The 21,926-nt window shown below is 77.0% G+C and carries 2 protein-coding genes; both read left to right on the top strand.

The window, feature by feature from the left end; all coding sequences use genetic code 11:
- Positions 1 to 20 precede the first annotated feature (20 nt).
- Positions 21 to 16,232, top strand: a complete 16,212-nt coding sequence (locus ACFVFS_RS22155; protein ID WP_380626325.1) for an SDR family NAD(P)-dependent oxidoreductase — start codon at positions 21 to 23, stop codon at positions 16,230 to 16,232.
- Complete coding sequence (locus ACFVFS_RS22150; protein WP_380626324.1) at positions 16,229 to 21,913, top strand: type I polyketide synthase; 5,685 nt, start codon at positions 16,229 to 16,231, stop codon at positions 21,911 to 21,913. The genes ACFVFS_RS22155 and ACFVFS_RS22150 overlap by 4 nt, the downstream gene beginning before the upstream one ends.
- The last annotated feature ends 13 nt before the right edge of the window (positions 21,914 to 21,926 follow it).

Genomic DNA, 21,926 nt, shown 5'->3' with positions numbered 1-21,926 from the left:
CTGATAGGGGAGTTTCGGCAATGCCCATCTTGTTCGACGACACGTCCTACGCGTTCCTGCTCGGCTTCGTGCGGGAGCGGGTAGCGGCGGTACTGGGCGCCTTCGTGCCCGACGCGCCCGGGACGGTGGATCCCGAGACTCCCCTCAGCGAGCTCGGTTTCGACTCGCTGGCCGCGGTCGAGCTGCAGACGCGGCTCGTCGCGGACACCGGTCTGGAGCTGCCGGTCACGGTGGTCTTCGACCACCCGACGGCCGCGGCCCTGGCCCGGCTGATCCGGGCCGGACTGGTCGGCGACGCCGAGCCGGAGCCGGAGCCCGAGCGGCCGGCCGCCGGCGCCCGGTCGGCCGAGGACGACGCGGTGGCGATCGTCGGGGTGGGCTGCCGCTACCCCGGCGGCGTCACCTCGCCCGAGCAGCTGTGGCAGCTGGTGGCCTCCGGCCGGCACACCCTCTCCGGCTTCCCGACCGACCGGGGCTGGGACCTCGACGCGCTCTACGACCCGGATCCCGGCACCCCCGGCACCAGCTACGTGCGGGTCGGCGGCTTCCTGCCGGACGCCGGCGAGTTCGACGCCGGGTTCTTCGGCATCTCCCCGCGCGAGGCCTCCGCGATGGACCCGCAGCAGCGGCTGGTGCTCGAAACCGCGTGGGAGGCGCTGGAGCGGGCCTCGATCGACCCGGCCTCGCTGCGCGCCACCCGCACCGGCGTGTTCATCGGCGCCGAGGCCCAGGAGTACGGGCCGCGGCTGCACGAGGCCCCGGACGGCATGGACGGCTACCTGCTGACCGGCAACGCGCCGAGCGTGGTCTCCGGCCGGGTCGCCTACGCCTTCGGCCTCCAGGGCCCCACCCTGACGGTGGACACCGCCTGCTCCGGCTCGCTCGTCGCCCTGCACCTGGCGGTCCAGGCGCTGCGCCGCGGCGACTGCCCGCTCGCCCTGGCCGGCGGTGTCGCGATCATGGGCGGCCCCGGCGTGTTCACCTCCTTCGCCCGCCAGCGCGGACTGGCCGAGGACGGCCGGTGCAAGCCCTTCGCCGCGGCCGCCGACGGCACCGGCTTCGGCGAGGGCGTCGGCGTGTTCGTGCTGGAGCGCCTCTCCGACGCGCTGCGCAACGGCCACCGGGTGCTCGGCGTGGTGCGCGGCACCGCGATCAACTCCGACGGCGCCTCCAACGGCCTCACCGCGCCCAGCGGCCTCGCCCAGCAGCGGGTGATCCGGGCGGCGCTCGCCGACGCGGACCTCGCCCCGGTCGACGTGGACGCCGTCGAGGCGCACGGCACCGGCACCCGGCTCGGCGACCCGATCGAGGCGGGCGCGCTGCTCGCCGCCTACGGCAGGGACCGCGAGCAGCCGCTCTGGCTCGGCTCGGTCAAGTCGAACATCGGGCACACCCAGGCCGCGGCCGGCGCCGCCGGTCTGATCAAGATGCTGATGGCCATGGAGCACGGCGTGCTGCCGCGCACCCTGCACGTGGACGAGCCGACCCCGCACGTCGACTGGAGCCTCGGCAACGTCCGGCTGCTGACCGAGGAGCAGCCCTGGCCCGAGGCCGACCGGCCCCGGCGCGCCGGCATCTCCTCCTTCGGCGTCAGCGGCACCAACGCCCACCTGATCGTCGAACAGCCCCCGGCCCCCGCCGCCGGGGAGAACGCGCCCGAGAGCGCCCCCGCCCCCGCCTCCTCCGCACCGCTGCTCCTGCCGGTCTCGGCCAGGAGCCCGCAGGCCCTGCGCGCCCAGGCCGGGCGGCTGGCCGCCTTCCTCGCGGCCGAGGACGCCGACACCGGCCTGGCGGACACCGCCTTCTCGCTGGCCACCACCCGCGCCGCGCTGGAGCACCGCGCGGTGGTGCTCGCCGGGGACCGCGCGCAGGCCGTCCGCGCTCTCACCGCCCTCGCCGAGGGCACCGGCCCCGGCGACGCCGCGGTGCGGACCGGCTCGGCCCGGCCCGGCGGCCTGGCGGTGCTGTTCACCGGCCAGGGCTCGCAGCGCCTGGGCATGGGCCGCGAGCTCTACCACGCCTTCCCGGTCTTCGCCGAGGCGCTGGACGAGGTGATCGACCGGCTCGACCTGCAGCTGGAGCGGCCGCTGCGCGAGGTGTGGTTCGGAGAGGACGCCGAGGCGCTCCACCAGACCCAGTACGCCCAGTGCGCGCTGTTCGCCCTGGAGGTCGCGCTCTACCGGCTCTACGAGTCCTGGGGAGTGACCCCCGCGGTCCTGCTCGGCCACTCGATCGGCGAGCTCGCCGCGGCGCACGTGGCCGGGGTCTGGTCGCTGGACGACGCCTGCCTGGTGGTCGCCTCCCGCGGCGCCCTGATGCAGTCCCTGCCCGAGGGCGGGGCGATGGCCGCGGTCGCCGCCACCGAGGCCGAGGTCCTGGACCGCCTCGCCGAACTGCCCGGCCTGTCCGGCGCCACCGGCATCGCGGCCGTCAACGCCCCGGGTGCCGTCGTCGTGTCCGGCCCCGCCGCCGAGGTCGAGCAGGTCACCGCGGCCTTCGCCGCCGAGGGCCGGCGCACCACCGCGCTGCGGGTCTCGCACGCCTTCCACTCGGCGCTGATGGAGCCGATGCTGGAGGAGTTCGAGCAGATCCTCCAGGTGGTCGAGTACGCGCCGCCGAGGATCCCGCTGATCTCCGACCTGACCGGCCGTCCGGCCACCGCCGAGCAGCTCGGCGACCCCCGCTACTGGGTCGAGCAGGTGCGCCGGCCGGTCCGCTTCGCCGACGGCGTCGCCACCGTGCTCGGACTGGGCGTCGGCGCCTGCCTGGAGCTCGGCCCGGACCGGGTGCTGAGCGGCCTGGCCGAGGAGTGCGCGGCCGCCGCCGGCGAGACCGAGCTCTCCTTCACCCCGGCACTGCGCCGCACCGGTTCCGAGACCGAGGCCGTCCTGTCCGCGCTCGCCGAGCTGCACACCCGGGGCGTCGCGGTGGACTGGCCGGCGCTGCACGCGGGCGCCCCGCTGCGGCGGGTCCCGCTGCCGACCTACGCCTTCCAGCGCGAGCACTACTGGATGGCCGCGCCGAAGGGCGTCGCGGACGCCGCCGGCTTCGGCCTGACCGCGTCCACCCACCCGCTGCTGCCGGCCGAGGTCGGCCTGGCCGGGTCGGCGGGCCTGGTGCTGACCGGGCGGGTCGCCCTCGGCACCCACCCCTGGCTGGCAGACCACGTGATCTCCGGCGTGGTGCTGCTGCCCGGCACCGCCTTCGTCGAGATGGCCCTGCACGCCGCCGGCCGGGTCGGCTGCGACCTGGTCGAGGAGCTCACCCTCCAGGCACCGCTGGCGGTGCCGGAGGACGGCGCGGTCGTGGTCCAGGTCGTCGTCGGCGCCGAGGAGGCCGGGCGCCGGACGGTCGAGGTCCACTCGCGCGGCGAGTGGGCCGACGAGGCCGACTGGACCCGCCACGCCGTCGGCACCCTGGCCACCGCCGAGGCCGCGGGCACCGCCGGACCGTCCGCCGCCGACCGGTTCGCCGACTTCGCGCAGTGGCCGCCGGCCGGCGCCCGCCCGGTGCCGGTGGAGGACCTCTACCCGGACCTCGCGGAGCAGGGCTACGGCTACGGTCCGCTCTTCCGCGGCCTGCGCCGGGTCTGGCGCGCGGACGGCCCGGGCGGCGCGGTCTTCGCCGAGGTCGAACTCGACGGCGAGGCCGGGGCGTTCGCCCTGCACCCGGCGCTGCTGGACGCGGTGCTGCACGCCACCGACTTCGCCCCGGGCGAGGCCCGCGAGCCCGAGGAGATCCGGCTGCCCTTCGCCTGGAGCGGCGTCCGGCTCATCGCCGCGGCGCCGACCGCCGTCCGGGTGCGGATCGGGTCGCTGCCCGGGCAGGGCGTCTCGCTGGCGCTGGCCGACCGCACCGGCGCACCGGTGGCCGAGGTGGCCTCCTTCCGCTCCCTGCCGGTCGCCGCCGAGGCGCTGCGCGCCGCCCGCGCCGAGCCGCTGTACGAGGTCTCCTGGAAGCCGGCCCCCGCCGTCGCGCCCGCCGCGGACCCGTCCGCCGGCCGTGCCGCCCTCGCCGTGCTGGGCACCGAGGACCCGTGGGACCTGGGCGTCCCGTGCTCCGCGGACCTCGACGCGCTCGCCGCCGGCGCCGTGCCCGCGGCCGTGCTGCTGCCCGTGCTGCCCACCGACTCCACCGACGGCCTGATCGGCACCGCGCACCTCGGCGTGCACCGGGTGCTCGCCGCCCTGCGCGGCTGGCTGGCCGACGAGCGGTTCGCCGCGTCGAAGCTGGTCGTGGTCACCCGGGGCGCCGCCGCTGCGGCGACCGCCGCAGGGCTGGCCGCCGCGCCCGTCCGCGGCCTGGTCCGCTCGGCCCAGGCCGAGCACCCCGGCCGGTTCGTGCTGCTCGACCTGGACGACTCGGACCACCCGGTCGGCGCCGCCGAACTGGCCGCCGCGACGGCCACCGGGGAGCCCGAGCTGTGGCTCGCCGAGGGCACCCTGCTCGTCCCCCGGCTCACCCGCCTGCGGGACGCCGCCGGGCCGGCCGCCCCGGAGACCCCCTGGACGGCCGGGGCCGCGAACCCGGACGGCACCTTCCTGATCACCGGCGGCCTCGGCGGCGTCGGCGCGGCGGTGGCCCGGCACCTGGTGACCGAGCACGGCGTCCGCCGGCTGCTGCTGGTCGGCCGCCGCGGCGCCGCCACGCCCGAGGCCGAACGGCTGCTCGCCGAGCTGGCCGGGCTGGGCGCGCACGCCGAGGCCGCGGCCTGCGACGTGGCAGACCCCGAGGCGCTGGCCGCGCTGCTGGGCGGCATCGACGACGCGCACCCGCTGACCGGCCTGGTGCACGCCGCGGGCCTGGTGGCCGACGGCCTGGTCGAGACGCTCACCGCCGAGCAGGTCGACACCGTCCTGCGGCCCAAGCTCGACGCGGCCTGGCTGCTGCACGAGCTGACCCGCGGCCTGGACCTCTCCGCCTTCGTCCTCTTCTCCTCCTCCGCGGCCCTCGCCGACGGCGGCGGCCAGGGCAACTACGCCGCCGGCAACGCCTTCCTCGACGCGCTGGCCGACTACCGCCGCTCCCTCGGCCTGCCCGCGCTCGCCCTGTCCTGGGGCCTGTGGGCGGACCTCGGCGGCATGGGCGCGGCGCTGACCGACGCCGACCGCCGGCGGATCGCCCGGCTCGGCCTGGCGCCGCTGACCGCGGCCGAGAGCCTGGCCGCCCTCGACCGGGCGCTGGCCGCCGGCCGGCCGACCGTGGTGCCGGTCCGGGTGGACCGGGCGGCGCTCGCCGCCCGCGCCGACGCGCTGCCGGCCCTGCTGCGCGACGTGGCCGGCCCCGCCGCCCGCCGGATCCCCCCGGCCGCCGGGTCCACCGCGCCCGCCGCCGAGGCCGTCACCGGCCTGGCCGCGCTGCCCGAGCCCGAGCGCGACCGCGCGGTGCTCGACCTGGTGCGCGCCCGCGCCGCCGCCGTCCTCGGACACACCGGCGCCGAGGCGGTCGGCGCCCGCCGCGCCTTCAGCGACCTCGGCTTCGACTCGCTGTCCGCGGTGGAACTGCGCAACAGCCTGGACGCGGCGACCGGCCTGCGGCTGCCGGCCACCCTGGTCTTCGACTACCCGAACCCGCGGGCGCTGGCCGACCACATCCTGGCCAAGCTCTCCGGCACCGCCGCCCCCGCCGTCCGGCCGACCACCGCCGTCCGGTCCGACGAGCCGATCGCGATCGTCGCGATGAGCTGCCGCTTCCCCGGCGGCGTCGGCACCCCCGAGGAGCTGTGGCGGCTCGTCCACGACGGCGTGGACGCGGTCAGCGGCTTCCCGGACGACCGCGGCTGGGACGAGGCGGCCATCTACGACCCGGAGCCCGGCCGCCCCGGCAAGAGCTACGCCCGCGAGGGCGCCTTCCTGCACGACGCGGCCGAGTTCGACGCCGAGTTCTTCGAGATCAGCCCGCGCGAGGCGCAGGCCATGGACCCGCAGCAGCGGCTGCTCCTGGAGATCTCCTGGGAGGCCTTCGAACGGGCCGGCATCGACCCGGCGTCCCTGCGCGGCAGCGACACCGGCGTCTTCGCCGGCGTGATGTACCACGACTGGGGGACCGGCCGCGGCGCCGTCTCCGAGGAGACCGCCGGATACCTCGGCAACGGCAGCCTCGCCAGCGTGGTCTCCGGCCGGGTCTCCTACGCGCTCGGCCTGGAGGGCCCCACGGTCACCGTGGACACCGCCTGCTCCTCCTCCCTGGTCGCGATGCACTGGGCGATCCAGGCGCTGCGCCGCGGCGAGTGCGCCCTGGCCCTGGCCGGCGGCGTGACCGTGATGTCCACCCCGGACACCTTCATCGACTTCAGCCGACAGCGCGGCCTGGCCGCCGACGGGCGCTGCAAGTCCTTCGCGGCCGCCGCCGACGGCACCGGCTGGGGCGAGGGCGCGGGCATGCTGCTGCTGGAGCGGCTCTCCGACGCCGAGCGCAACGGGCACCGGGTGCTGGCCGTGGTCGACGGCAGCGCCGTCAACCACGACGGCGCCAGCAACGGCCTGACCGCCCCCAACGGCCTCGCGCAGCAGCGGGTGATCCGCCAGGCGCTGGCCGCCGGCGGGCTGCGCCCGCAGGACGTCGACGCCGTCGAGGCGCACGGCACCGGCACCACCCTCGGCGACCCGATCGAGGCCCAGGCCCTGCTGGAGGTGTACGGCCAGGACCGCGAGCAGCCGCTCTGGCTCGGCTCGGTCAAGTCCAACGTCGGCCACACCCAGGCCGCGGCGGGCGTCGCCGGCGTCATCAAGATGGTGATGGCGCTGCGGCACGGTGTGCTGCCGCAGACCCTGCACGTGGACGCCCCGTCCCCGCACGTCGACTGGACCGCGGGCAACGTGCGGCTGCTGACGGACCGGCAGGACTGGACGGCCGCCGGCCGCTCCCGCCGGGCCGGCGTCTCCTCCTTCGGCATCAGCGGCACCAACGCCCATGTGATCGTGGGGGAGTACCAGGCGCAGCAGGCCGAGCCCGAGGCCGCTCCGGAGCCGGCCGCCGACCCCGCCGTGCTGCCGTTCCTGCTCTCCGCCCGGACCGCCCCGGCGCTGCGCGACCAGGCCCTGCGGCTGCGCGCCTTCGTCGCCGAGCGGCCCGAGCTGCCGCTGACCGGCCTGGCCGGCGCGCTCGCCTCCGCCCGGACCGCGTTCGACCGGCGCGCCGCGGTGCTCGCCGCCGACCGCACCGCCCTGCTCGACGGCCTGGACCTGCTCGCCGCGGGCGGGACCGGCACCGGCCTGGTGCACGACACGGTGAACGAGGGCAGGCTCGGCTACCTGTTCTCCGGCCAGGGGGCCCAGCGGATCGGGATGGGCGGCGAGCTGTACGCGGCCTTCCCGGCGTACGCCGCGGCCTTCGACGAGGTGACCGCCGCCCTCGACGCCGCCGCCCGGGCGGCCCGCACGGCCGGCGAGCCGTACGCCCCGGCGTCCTGGCGGCCGCTGCGCGAGGTCGTCCTCGGCCTCGGCGACCGGGCCGAGGACGGCCTGATCGACCGGACCGTGTACACCCAGGCCGCGCTGTTCGCGGTCGAGCTCTCGCTCTTCCGCCTGCTCCGGTCCTGGGGCGTCACCCCGGACCTGATGGCCGGGCACTCGGTCGGCGAACTGGCCGCGGCCCAGGCCGCGGGGGTGTTCTCGCTGGAGGACGCCTGCCGCCTGGTGGTCGCCCGCGGCGCCCTGATGCAGGAGCTGCCGGCCGGCGGCGCGATGGCCGCCCTGGGCGTCACCGAGGAGGAGGCCGCCGCCCTGATCGCGGGCCTCGACGGGGCCGAAGACACGGTGGACGTGGCCGCGGTCAACGGCCCGGCCGCCGTGGTGGTCTCCGGCACCGAGGACGCCGTCCTCGCACTGGTCCGCCTGGTGCGCGAGCGCGGCGGGGAGACCCACCGGCTCACCGTCAGCCACGCCTTCCACTCCGCCCTGATGGAGCCGATGCTCGCGGAGTTCCGCCGGGTCGCCGAGGGCCTGACCCTCCACCCGCCGCGGATCCCGATCGTCTCCACCGTCACCGGCGAACTCGCCGACGCCGACGAGCTCCGGTCCGCCGACTACTGGGTGCGCCACGCCCGCCAGAGCGTCCGCTTCGCCGACGCGGTGCGCCGGATGGCCGCCGAGGGCGTACGCACCTTCGTCGAAATCGGACCGGACGCCGTGCTCAGCGCGCTGGGCGCGCGGTGCGTGGACGCGGCCGAGGGCGCCCCCGCCCCGGCCTTCGCCCCGACCAGCCGCCGCGACCGGCCCGAGGCCGCGGTGCTGCTGACCGCCCTCGGCCTGCTGCACGCCCGCGGCACCGTCGTGGACTGGCCCGCGCTGCTCGGCGCCGCGCCCGGCGGGATCGACCTGCCGACGTACGCCTTCCAGCACCAGCGCTACTGGACCGACCCGGTCCCGGCCGGGGACGTCACCACCGTCGGCCAGCTGGCCGCGGACCACCCGATGCTCGGCGCCGTGGTGCCGCTGCCGGGCTCCGACTCGGTCGTGCTCACCGGACGGCTGAGCGCCCGGCGCCAGCCCTGGCTGGCCGACCACGAGGTGAACGGCGCGATCCTGGTGCCCGGCACCGGATTCGTCGAACTCGCGATCCGGGCCGGCGACCAGGTCGGCTGCCGGGCCCTGGACGAGCTGACCCTGGAGGCCCCGCTGATCGTGCCCGGCGGCGACCAGGCCCACCGCGGCGTCGCGCTGCAGGTCCTGGTGGAGGGCGAGCAGGACGGCCGGCGCCGGTTCGAGGTGCACTCCCGGCCGGACGACCGGCCCGAGCAGCCCTGGACCCGGCACGCCTCGGGCGTCCTGGCCCTGACCGGGGCACCCGAGCCCGCCGGGCCGGCCGAGTGGCCGCCGCCCGGGGCCGAGGAGATCGACGTCACCGACGCCTACGAGCGGCTGAACGCCCGCGGCTACGGCTACGGCCCGGCCTTCCAGGGCCTGCGCGCCGCCTGGCGCCGCGGCGACGAGGTGTTCGCCGAGGTCGCGCTGCCCGACGACATCGCCGCCACCGGCGCCGCGTTCGGCCTGCACCCCGCGCTGCTCGACGCCGCCATGCACGCCGACCTGCTCGACGACGGCCAGGGCGCGACCCTGCTGCCGTTCGTCTGGAACGGCGTGACCCTGTACGCCGCCGGCGCCCGGGAACTGCGGGTGCGGATCACCCGGCTGGACGGCGACGAGCTGTCCGCCATCGAGGTCGCCGACACCGAGGGCAACCCGGTCGCCTCCGTCGCCTCGCTGGTCTCGCGGCCGGTCACCGGGCAGCAGCTCGGCGCCGGCGCGCCGTCGGACCAGGGCTCGCTGCTGCGGATCGAGTGGACCGCGCTCACCGCCGCCGAGGCGCCGCTGCCCGCCGACTGGACGCTGATCGGCGCCGGCGCACCCGAGCACCGGGGCGTCGCCGACCTGGTCGCCGCTCTCGACGGGGACGCCCCGGCCCCGGCCGTCGCGGTGCTCCTGATCCCGGCGACCGCCGCCGCCGCCGACGTGCCGCGGCAGGCGCACGACACGGCCGACCGCACGCTCGCCGAGCTGCAGGCCTGGCTCGCCGAGCCGCGGCTGCGCCAGGCCCGCCTGCTGGTGCTCACCCGGGCCGGCGACCTCGGCCACGCGCCGGTGGCCGGCCTGGTCCGGGCCGCCGAGGCGGAGAGCCCCGGACGGTTCGTCCTGGTCGAGTCCGACACCGACCGGCTCGACCTGCTGCCCGCGGTGGTCGCCGCCGGGGAGCCGGAAGCCGCCCTGCGGGCCGGTACCGTCCTCCTCCCGCGCCTGGCCGAGGCGGCCGTGCCCGCCGCGTCCGGCGACCGGCCGGGCCCGCTGGGCACCGGAACGGTCCTGGTCACCGGCGGCACCGGCGGCCTCGGCGGCCTGCTCGCCGAGCACCTGGTCGCCGAGCACGGCGTGCGCCGACTGCTCCTCACCAGCCGCCGCGGCCCGGCCGCGCCGGGCGCCGGCGAGCTCGCCGAGCGGCTGACCGCGCTCGGCGCCGAGGTGACCGTGGCCGCCTGCGACACCGCCGACCGCGACGCCGTGGCCGCCCTGCTCGCCGCCGTCCCCGCCGACCGCCCGCTCAGCGCCGTCGTGCACGCCGCCGGAACCGCCGACGGCGCGCTGCTCGGCTCGCTCACCGCCGGGCAGCTGCACTCCGTGCTGCGCCCCAAGGTCGACGCCGCCTGGCACCTGCACGAGCTGACCCGGGACCTCGACCTGACCGCCTTCGTACTGTTCTCCTCCGCCGGCGGCCTGGTGCTCGCCTCCGGGCAGGCGAACTACGCGGCGGCCAACACCTTCCTCGACGCCCTCGCCGATCACCGCCGCGCCCAGGGCCTGCCGGCCACCGCGCTGGCCTGGGGCCTGTGGGACCACAACACCGGACTCGGCGGCGAGCTCGGCGACTCCGACCTGCGCCGGATGGCCGGTCTGGGGATGCCCGCCCTCAGCGTCGCGCAGGGCCTGGCCCTGTTCGACCGGGCGCTCGGCGCGGACCCGGCCGTCCTGGCCGCGCTGCGCCTGGACCCGGCCGCGCTGCGGGCCCGCGCCGAGGACCTGCCCGCCCTGCTGCGGGCCTTCGCCCCGGCCCCGGTGCGGCGCGCCGCCCGCGCCGCCGGCCAGGCCCGCGGCGGTCCGGCCCTGGCCCAGCGCCTGGCCGGCCTGGCCGGCGCCGAACGCGACCGGGTGCTGCTGGAGCTGGTGTCCACCCAGATCGCCGCGGTGCTCGGCCACGCCGACGCCTCCGCGGTCGACGCCGACCGGGCGTTCAAGGAGCTCGGCTTCGACTCGCTGGCCGCGGTGGAGCTGCGCAACGCGCTCAGCTCGGCCACCGGGCTCGCGCTGCCCGCCACCATGGTCTTCGACTACCCGACCGCCCGGGCCGTGTCCGAGTTCATCATGGGCCGGCTGATGGAGAGCACCGAACCGGCGGCCGCGGCCAAGGCCGCCACCACCGCCCGCGGCCGCTCCGACGAGCCGATCGCGATCATCGGCATGGGCTGCCGCTACGCCGGCGGCGTCGCCTCGCCCGCGGACCTGTGGCGCCTGCTGGTCGACAACGTCGACGCGGTGACCGAGTTCCCGACCAACCGCGGCTGGGACATCGCCGGGGTCTACGACCCGGTGCCCGGCAAGCGCGGCAAGACCTACGCCCACGAGGGCGGGTTCCTGCACGAGGCGGCCTGGTTCGACCCGGCGTTCTTCGGCATCGGCCCGCGCGAGGCGATGGCCATGGACCCGCAGCAGCGCCTGCTGCTGGAGACCGCCTGGGAGACCATCGAGCACGCCGGGATCGACCCGAAGTCGCTCAAGGGCAGCCTGACCGGCGTCTTCGCCGGCGCCATGTACGACGACTACGGCAGCCGCCTCAAGGACGCGCCGGCCGACGTCGAGGGCTACCTGGCCAACGGCAGCTCCGGCGCGGTGGTCTCCGGCCGGATCTCCTACCTGCTCGGCCTGGAGGGCCCGTCGCTGACCGTCGACACCGCCTGCTCCTCCTCTCTGGTCAGCCTCCACCTGGCCACCCAGGCGCTGCGCAACGGCGAGTGCTCGCTGGCCCTGGCCGGCGGCGTCACGGTGCTCTCCGCCACCGACCTGTTCGTGGACTCCAGCCGACAGGGCGTGCTGTCGCCCAACGGCCGCTGCAAGTCCTTCGCCGCGGCCGCCGACGGCGTCGGCTGGGCCGAGGGCGCGGGCCTGCTGCTGCTGGAGCGGCTCTCCGACGCCCGGCGCAACGGCCACGAGGTGCTGGCCGTCGTACGGGCCTCCGCGGTCAACCAGGACGGCGCCTCCAACGGGCTCACCGCCCCGAACGGACCGTCCCAGGAGCGGGTGATCCACGCCGCGCTGGCCGCGGCGGCGCTCACCCCGGCGGACGTCGACGCGGTCGAGGCGCACGGCTCGGGCACCCGGCTGGGCGACCCGATCGAGGCGCAGGCCCTGCTCGCCACCTACGGCCAGGGCCGCCCGGCCGACCGGCCGCTGTGGCTCGGCTCGGTCAAGTCCAACATCGGCCACGCGCAGGCCGCCGGCGGCGCGGCGGCGGTGATCAAGGTGGTGCAGGCCCTGCGCCACGACCTGCTGCCCAAGACCATGCACGTGGACGCGCCGTCCCCGCACGTCGACTGGTCCAGCGGCGCGGTGCAACTGCTCACCGAGGCCCGGCCGTGGACCCCGCAGGGCCGCCCGCGCCGCGCCGGCATCTCCTCCTTCGGCATCAGCGGCACCAACGCGCACGTGATCGTCGAGGAGGCCCCGCCGGTCCGCCCGACCAGGCCGGAGCGCCCCGCCGACCCCGCGCCCGCGCTGCCGCTGGTCCCGCTGGCCGTGTCCGGCAGCACCGCGGACGCGCTGCGCGAGCAGGCCGCCCGGCTCGCCGAGCGGCTGGACGCCTCGACCGAACTGCTGGACGCGGCCTTCTCCACGGCCACCACCCGCGCCGCCCTGGACCACCGCGCGGTGGTCCTGGCCGCGGACCGCGAGGCCGCGGTGCACGCCCTGACCGAGCTGGCCTCGGGCGGCGCGTCCGCGGGCCTGGTCCGGGCGACCGCCCGCTCGGCCGGCCGGCTGGCCTTCCTGTTCACCGGCCAGGGCTCGCAGCGGGTGGGCATGGGCGCGGAGCTGTACCGCGTCTTCCCGGCCTTCGCGGCCGCCCTGGACGAGGTCTGCGCCGTCCTGGACAAGAGGCTTGAGCGTCCGCTCAAGGACGTCATGTGGTCCCCCTCGGAGGAGGGCCTGCTCGACCGGACCGGCTACGCGCAGTGCGCGCTGTTCGCGGTCGAGGTGGCGCTGCTGCGGCTGTTCGAGTCCTGGGGGGTGCGGCCGGACTACGTGGCCGGACACTCGATCGGCGAGTTCGCCGCCGCGTACACCGCCGGCGTGTGGTCGCTGGAGGACGCCTGCGCGCTGGTCTCGGCCCGGGCCCGGCTGATGCAGGCCCTGCCCACCGGCGGGGCGATGACCGCGATCGTCGCCACCGAGGACGAGGTCCGCGCCGCGCTGCTGCCCGGCGTCGACATCGCCGCCGTCAACGGCCCGCGCGCCGTGGTGATCTCGGGCGACACGGAGGCGGTGGCCAAGGTCGCCGCCGGCTTCCGGCGCAGCAAGGCGCTGACCGTCTCGCACGCCTTCCACTCGGCCCTGATGGAGCCGATGCTGGAGGAGTTCCGGGCCGTCGCCGCGAGGCTCACCTACCGGGAGCCGACCGTCGCGGTGGTCTCCACCCTCACCGGGAGGCTCGCCACCGCCGAGGAGCTCGGCAGCCCCGACTACTGGGTCCGGCAGGTCCGCGAGAGCGTCCGCTTCGCCGACGCCGTCACCACGCTCAGCACCAGCGGCGTGTCCCGGTTCGTGGAACTCGGCCCCGACGCCGTCCTCACCGGCATGGCCGGGCACAGCGTCACCGACGGCCAGGTGCTGCTCCCGACCCTGCGCCGCACCGGCGAGGAGACCAGGACCGTGCTCAACGCCCTGGCCGGACTGCACGTGCGCGGCGTCGCCGTGGACTGGCACGGGGTGTTCGCCGGGCGCGGCGCCCGCAAGGTCGCCCTGCCGACCTACGCCTTCCAGCGCAAGGAGTACTGGCTCAACGCCACCGCGCCGGCCGGCGACGTCGCCTCCGCCGGTGTGGACGGGGCCGGGCACCCGCTGCTCGGCGCCGTGGTCGAACTGCCGGACACCGGCGGCGTGGTGCTCACCGGGACGCTCTCGCTCGCCCGCCAGCCGTGGCTGCGCGACCACCTGGTGATGGACACCGCGCTGCTCCCCGGCGCCGCGTTCGTCGAACTGGCGGTCCGGGCCGGCGACGAGGTCGGCTTCGACCTGCTGGAGGAGCTGACCCAGCAGGCCCCGCTGATCCTCCAGGACGGCGTCTCCACCAGCGTCCGGGTGGTGCTCGGCGGCGACCAGGACGGCCGGCGCACGCTGGCGGTCTACTCGCGCGACGCGGCCGCCGTCGGCGCGCCCTGGACGCAGCACGCGGCCGGCACGCTCACCCGCGCCGACCGGTCCGGGCAGCCGTCCTTCGAGGCCGCCGCCTGGCCGCCGGCCGACGCCGAGCCGGTGGACATCGACGGCGTCTACGCCGACCTCGCCGACCTCGGCTTCGGCTACGGCCCGGTCTTCCAGGGCATGAAGGCGATCTGGGTCCGCCGCGCCGACGGCGCCGTCGCGGAGGTCCTCGCCGAGATCGCCCTGCCCGAGGGCACCGACACCGCGGGCTTCGGCATCCACCCGGCGCTGCTGGACTCCGCCCTCGGCGCCATGGACTTCCTGGTGGACGGTGGCCCGAAGGCCGTCGGCGAGGCGACCATCCCGTTCGCTTGGACCGGGGTGCGGCTGTACGCGGCGGGCGCGAGCGCGCTGCGGGTCCGGGTGCTGCCCGGGGCCAAGGGAACCACCCTGGACCTGGCCGACCCGGCCGGAGCGCCGGTGGCCCGGATCGACGCGCTGGTGGTCCGCCCGGTCACCGCCGACCGGCTCGGCGGCGCCGACCCGGCCCGGGACGCGCTGCTGCGGATCGGCTGGCAGCCCGGCCCCGCCGTCGGGACGGCCGAGGCCCCCGAGGGCTGGGCGCTGCTCGGCACCGCGGAAGGCCCGGCCCTGCCGTTCCCGGTGGTCCCCGCCACCGAGGCACCGCACGCCGAGGTGGTCGTGCTGACCTGCGCGACGGGCACCGGCACCGTGCCGGAGGAGGTCCGGACGCTGGTCCACCGCACGCTCGCCGGCGTCGCCGACTGGCTCGCCGAGCCGGGGGACCCGCGGGCGCGCCTGGTCGTGCTGACCACCAACGCCGTCACGACCCCCGCCGACACCGAGGGCCCGGACCTGGTCCAGGCCCCGCTGTGGGGCCTGATCCGGTCCGCGCAGGCCGAGAACCCGGGCCGGCTGGTCCTGGTCGACACCGACGGCTCGCCCGCCTCGCTGCTGGCGCTGCCCGCGGTCGTCGCCTCGGGCGAGCCGGAGGCCGCGGTGCGCGGGGGAGCCGTCTGGCTGCCCCGCCTCGAACGGGCCGAACCGCTCCCGGCGGACCCGGCCGACCCGGCCGCCTGGGACCCGGAGGGCACGGTCCTGATCACCGGCGGCGCCGGGCTGCTGGGCGGCCACCTGGCCCGGCACCTGGCGGCCGAGCACGGCGTGCGGCACCTGCTGCTGACCAGCCGGCAGGGCGCGAACGCGCCGGGCGCCGCCGAACTGGCCGCCGAACTCGGCGAGCTCGGGGCCGAGGCCGTCTTCGCGGCCTGCGACGTGGCCGACCCCGACGCGCTGGCCGCACTCCTCGGCGCCGTCCCGGACGGCCACCCGCTCACCGCCGTCGTGCACGCCGCCGGACTGATGGACAGCGCCGTCTTCGGCTCGCTGACCACCGGCCAGGTCGACGCGGTGCTGCGGCCCAAGGTCGACGCCGCCTGGCACCTGCACGAACTGACCAAGGGGCTGGACCTGAAGGCCTTCGTGCTCTACTCCTCGGCCGGCGGCCTCGTGCTCACCGCAGGCCAGGCGAACTACGCGGCGGCCAACGTGTTCCTCGACGCCCTCGCCGAGTACCGCGCGGCCCAGGGCCTGCCGGCCAAGGCCCTGGCCTGGGGCCCGTGGCAGGGCAGCGAGGACCAGGTGGACCTGGAGCGGCTCGCCCGCTCCGGCGTCGCCGAACTGTCCGCGGAGGAGGGCCTGGCCCTGTTCGACGCGGCGCTCGGCACCGCCGCACCGGCCCTCGCCCCGATCAAGCTGGCCCCGCGCCCGACGGCCGCGGCCGGGCAGACCCCGCCCGAGCCGCCGGCCCTGCTGCGCGGCCTGCTCCGCGGCCCGGCCCGGCGCACCCTGGCCACCGTCGCGGCCGGCTCCGCAACCCCGGAGGCGGCCCTGGACGTCCGGTTGGCGGCGATGGCCCCGGAGAAGCGGACGGCCGTCGTGCTCGACCTGGTCCTGCGGCACACCGCGGGCGTGCTCGGCTACCCCGACACCACCCAGATCGACCCGGACAAGGGCTTCACCGACCTGGGCCTGGACTCCCTGGCAGCCGTCGAGCTGCGCAACCGGATCGGCGCCGAGACCGGGCTGCGCCTGCCCGCGACGCTGATCTTCGACTACCCGACGGCGCAGCCGCTGGCGGACTACCTGCTGGACGAACTGGTCCCGGACGCACCCGAGGACCAGGCCGGGCCGACGGCGGACGGCACCGCCGCCGCCGAGAGCGCGTCGCTCCAGGAGGAGATCGCCGCCATGAGTGTCGAGGAACTGATGAAGTCGGTCTACGGCGGACAGGATGACCAGTCGTGAGCGAGTCGGAATCCACCGAGCGGATCGTCGCGGCACTGCGCCAGGCGGTCCTGGACAACGCGGTGCTGCGCAAGGAGAACGACCGGCTGACGGCGGCCCAGGGCGAGCCCGTGGCGATCATCGGCATGGGCTGCCGCTTCCCGGGCGGGGTCACCTCGCCGGAGGGGCTGTGGCGGCTGGTCGCCGGGGGCGTGGACGCGGTCGGCACCTTCCCCGCTGACCGCGGCTGGGACCTGGGCCGGCTCCACGAGCCCGGGTCCGCCGCCCGCGACGCGGCCTACACGCCCGGCACCACCTACTCGCTGGACGGCGGCTTCGTCGACGGCGCGGGCGAGTTCGACGCGGAGTTCTTCGGCATCTCGCCGCGCGAGGCGCTGGGCATGGACCCGCAGCAGCGGCTGCTGCTGGAGGTGTCGTGGGAGGCGCTGGAGCGGGCCGGGATCCGTCCGGCCACCCTGCGCGGCAGCGCGACCGGGGTCTACGCAGGGGTGATGTACCACGACTACGGCCCGGGCAGCAGCGACGGCAGCCTGATCTCCGGGCGGGTCTCCTACACCCTGGGCCTGGAGGGCCCGGCGGTGTCGGTGGACACGGCCTGTTCGTCCTCGCTGGTCGGCCTGCACCTCGCGGCGCAGGCGCTGCGCCGGGGCGAGTGCACGCTCGCCCTGGCCGGCGGCGTCACGGTGATGACCGAGCCCGACATGTTCGTCTACTTCAGCGAGCAGCGCGGCCTGGCGCCCGACGGGCGCTGCAAGGCGTTCGCCGACGCGGCCGACGGCGTCGGCTGCTCGGAGGGCGCGGGCATGCTGCTGCTGGAGCGGCTCTCCGATGCCCGGCGCAACGGCCACCCGGTGCTCGCGGTGCTCCGCGGCAGTGCGGTGAACCAGGACGGGGCGTCGAGCGGGTTCAGCGTCCCGAACGGTCCGGCGCAGCAGCGGGTGATCCGGGCGGCGCTGGCGGACGCGGGCCTGGAGACGGGCGACGTGGACGCGGTCGAGGCGCACGGGACCGGGACGACGCTGGGCGACCCGATCGAGGCGCAGGCGCTGCTGGCGACCTACGGGCGCGAGCGGGCCGAGGAGCGGCCGCTGTGGCTGGGGTCGGTGAAGTCCAACTTCGGGCACACCCAGGCGGCGGCCGGGGTGGCCGGTGTCATCAAGATGGTGATGGCGCTGCGGCACGGCGTACTGCCGCGCACGCTGCACGTGGACGCGCCGTCCTCGCACGTCGACTGGTCCAGGGGCGGGGTGCGGCTGCTCACCGACGAGGTGGCGTGGCCGGCCGGGGAACGCCCCCGCCGGGCCGGGGTGTCCGCGTTCGGGCTCAGCGGCACCAACGCGCACGTGATCGTCGAGGAAGCCGCCGCCATGGAGGAAGGCGACGTGCAGGCTCCTTCCGGTGTGGTGGTGTGGCCGGTGTCGGCGCGCACGCCTGCGGCACTGCGGGCGCAGGCAGGGCTGCTGCTGGAGCGGGTCGAGGCTGCCTCGGATGCTGAACTGCCCCTGATCGGGCGGTCGTTGGCGACGGAGCGTACGCACTTCGAGCACCGTGCGGTTGTGGTCGGTTCCGGCCGTGAGGAGGTGCTCGCGGGCCTGACCGCGCTGGCGACCGGAACCGATGCCCCCGGCATCGTCCACGGGACCAGCGCGGCCGGGCGGACGGCGTTCCTGTTCACCGGCCAGGGCTCGCAGCGCACGGGCATGGGCGAGGAGCTGTACCGCACCTTCCCGGTGTTCGCCACCGCCCTGGACGAGGTCTGCGCCATCCTCGACAAGGGACTGGAGCGACCGCTCAAGGACGTCATGTGGTCCCCGTCCGACGAAGGCCTGCTCGACCGGACCGGCTACGCGCAGTGCGCGCTGTTCGCCGTCGAGACGGCCCTGCTGCGCCTGTTCGCGTCCTGGGGCGTCACCCCCGACTACGTCGCCGGACACTCCATCGGCGAACTCGCCGCCGCCCACGCCGCCGGGGTCTGGTCCCTGGAGGACGCCTGCACCCTGGTCGCGGCCCGGGCCCGGCTGATGCAGGCCCTGCCCACCGGCGGCGCGATGACCGCCATCGTCGCCACCGAGGACGAGGTCCGCGCCGCCCTCCTGCCCGGCGTCGACATCGCCGCCGTCAACGGCCCCCGCGCCGTCGTCGTCTCCGGCGACACCGACGCGGTGGCAAAGGTCGCCGCAGGCTTCGAGCGCACCAAGGCCCTGACCGTCTCCCACGCCTTCCACTCCGCCCTCATGGAGCCGATGCTCGACGAGTTCCGCACCGTCGCCGCCACCCTCACCTACCACCAGCCGACGATTCCCCTGGTCTCCACCCTCACCGGGAAGACCGCCGCCGAAGGCGAGTTGAGCGACCCCGAGTACTGGGTCCGCCAGGTCCGCGAAAGCGTCCGCTTCGCCGACGCCCTCACCACCCTCACCACCACCGGCGGCGCCACCCGCCTCGTCGAACTCGGCCCCGACGCCGTCCTCACCGCCATGGCCGCACACAGCACCACCGACGGCGACCAGGCCCTCATCCCCACCCTGCGCAAGGGCCGCCCCGAAGAACAGTCCGCCGTCACCGCCCTCGCCGCCCTCCACACCCACGGCACCACCGTCGACTGGACCACCTTCCACCCGGGCACCGGCACCACCGACCTCCCCACCTACCCCTTCCAGCGTCGGCGCTACTGGCTGCTCTCCGACACCGCGCGCGACGTCGCCGACACCGGGCTCGAACCGGTCGAGCACCCCTTCCTCGGCGCCGGTACCGCGCTGGCCGACGGGCAGGGCTGGATGCTGGCCGGGCGACTGTCCCTCGACGCGTTCCCGTGGCTCGCCGACCACGTCGTGTCCGGTCAGATCCTGCTGCCGGGCACCGCGTTCGCCGATCTGGCGCTGACGGCGGGCGAGCGCGCGGGCTACGGCCAGGTGGAGGAGCTGATCCTCGAAGCCCCGTTGGTGTTCGGCCCCGACGAGCCCGGCCGGGCCACCGCGGCGCGCGCCGTCCAGGTGCGGGTCGGCGCGGCCGAGGAGGACGGCAGGCGGCCGGTCGCGGTGTACTCGCGGGCGGCCGACGCGCCGTCCACCGCGGACTGGCTCCGGCACGCGAGCGGCCGGCTGGCCGAGGCCGGGATCGACGGCTTCACCGACCTGGCGGTCTGGCCGCCGCAGGGGGCGGAGCAGCTCGACGTCTCCGAGGTCTACCCGGCACTGGCCGCGTCGGGGCTGCGCTACGGCCCGGTGTTCCAGGGGCTGCGCGCCGCCTGGCGCCGCGGTGAGGAGGTGTTCGCGGAGGTCGCGCTGCCCGAGGGCGCGCAGACCGACGGGTTCGCCGTGCACCCGGCGCTGCTGGACTCGGCGCTGCACGCCGGTGCGCTGCGCGACACCGAGGCGGTCGACGGGCCTCCGATGGTCCCGTTCTCCTGGGGCGAGATGGCCGTGCACGCCCGGGGCGCCGGCGCCCTGCGGGTGCGGGTGCGTCCGGCCGAGGGCGGCGCCGTCGGGGTGCACTGCGCCGACGGCACCGGGGCTCCGGTCTTCTCGGCCGAGTCGCTGGCGGTGCGCCCCGCCCCGCAGCCGGTCGCCGACTCCGCCGACGACTCCCTGCTCGTCCTGAACTGGATCCCGGCCGACCCGGCGGAGCAGTCGGACCGGGGCGCCCGCGGCTGGGCGATCATCGGCGCGGACACCGCGGACACCGCGGACACCGCGGACACCGCGGGCATCGCCGCGGCGCTCGAACCGTCGGGCGCCGGCGCGGTCCACGCCGACCTGGCCGCGCTGCGCGCCGCGCTGAAGGCCGGTGCGCAGCCGCCGGAGCTGGTCGTGGTGCCCTGCCTGCCCGGCGTAGGCGACGAGCCCGGCATCGCCGGGGTGCACGGGGCGGTGCACCGGATGCTCGCCCTGGTCCAGGGCTGGTTGGACGAGGAGCTGCTGGACGGCTCCCGGCTGGTCGTGGTCACCCGGTGCGCGATGGCGACCGGGCCCGCGGACCCGGCGGTCACCGACCTGGCCGCCGCGGCGGTCTGGGGCCTGGTGCGCACCGCCGAGGTGGAGAACCCGGGCCGGGCGATGCTGATCGACCTCGACGAGGCGCCCGCGTCCGGCTTCGAGGGCGACGCCGCGGCGGAGGCCGGACGCACGGCCGCGCTGGCCGCCGCGCTCGCCCTGGACGAGCACCAGGTCGCCGTGCGCGGCGACCGGCTCCTGGTACCGCGCCTGGCCCGGGCCGCGGACAGCCTCGGCCCGTCCGGCGACACCGTGTGGCCGGTCCCCGCCGCCGGACGGGAACTGGCCGCCGGCACCGTGCTGCTGACCGGCGGCACGGGCGTGCTCGGCGGTCTGATCGCCCGGCACCTGGTGACCGCGCACGGCGTCGGGAGCCTGCTGCTGGTCAGCCGGCGCGGCCCGGACGGCCCCGGGGCCGCCGAGCTGGTCGCCGAGCTGTCCGGCCTGGGCGCCGAGGTCAGGCTGGAGGCCTGTGACGCCGCCGACCCGGCCGCGCTGGCGGCGCTGCTCGCCTCGGTCCCGGCCGACCGCCCGCTGACCGGCGTCGTGCACTGCGCGGGCGTCCTGGACGACGGCGTCCTCGGGTCGCTGAACCCCGAGCGGATGGACACCGTGCTGCGTCCCAAGGCCGATGTCGCCTGGCACCTGCACGAGCTGACCGCGCACCTGGACCTCGCGGCCTTCGTGCTGTTCTCCTCGGCCGCCGGGACCTGGGGCGCACCGGGGCAGGCCAACTACGCCTCGGCCAACTCCTTCCTGGACGCCCTGGCCGCGCACCGCCGCGCCCGGGGCCTGGCCGGGCAGTCACTGGCCTGGGGCATGTGGGCCGAGCGCGGCATGTCCGGCGAGCTGCCGCAGACCGACCTGATCCGGATGGCCCGGGCCGGGGTGCTCGGCCTGTCCACCGAGGACGGCCTGGCCCTGTTCGACACGGCGCTCGAACTGGCCGCGCCGATCCTGGTGCCGATCAGCCTCGACCGGGGCGCCCTGCGCGCCCAGGGCGAGGAACTGCCCTCCATCCTCAACGGACTCGCCGGCCCGGGCGGCCGGGGCGGCCCGGGCGGGGCAGGCGCGCCCCGGTCGGCGGCGGCCGCGGCGCACGACGGGCCGGCCGTGCTCTCCGCCCGGCTCGCCGGCCTGGACGCCGGCGGTGCGCAGCGCGTGTTCGAGGACCTGGTGCGCGGCCTGGCCGCCACCGTGCTCGGGCACGCGGGCGCCGGGGCGATCGGCCCGAACCAGCCCTTCCAGAACATGGGCTTCGACTCGCTCACCACGGTGGAGCTGCGCAACCGGCTGGCCACGGCCAGCGGCCTGCGGCTGCCGGCCACGGTGGTCTTCGACTACCCGAACCCGGCCGAGCTCGCCGCCCACCTGCGCGAGCGCTTCGTGCCCGAGGCGGCCGCGGACGGGCCGTCCGGCGACCCGGCGGAGGTCGCCGCGCTGCGCCGGGCGTTCGGCTCGATCCCGGTGGAGCGGCTGCGCGCGGCCGGCGTCTACGAGGTCCTGCTCGGCCTGGCCGAGCTGGACGGCGCCGCCGGCCCGGCGGTGCCCGCCGCCGCTCCCGCTGCTGCCGCCGCCGTGGCCGCCGCCGCCGTCGCGTCCGACGACGACGAGGACGACGACGACCTCGACGACCTGGACACCCAGAGCCTGATCGACCTCGCGCTCAGCGACGACGCATCCCGTTGACCGTTCCACCCCC

Origin of the sequence: Kitasatospora sp. NPDC057692 (assembly GCF_042799475.1) — a bacterium.
Lineage (GTDB): Bacteria > Actinomycetota > Actinomycetes > Streptomycetales > Streptomycetaceae > Kitasatospora.
This window is presented reverse-complemented; position numbering and strand designations above follow the sequence as displayed.

Coding starts and splice junctions, on each gene's coding strand:
- ACFVFS_RS22155 (WP_380626325.1), top strand. CDS start 21: ATGCCCATCTTGTTCGACGACACGTCCTACGCGTTCCTGCTCGGCTTC.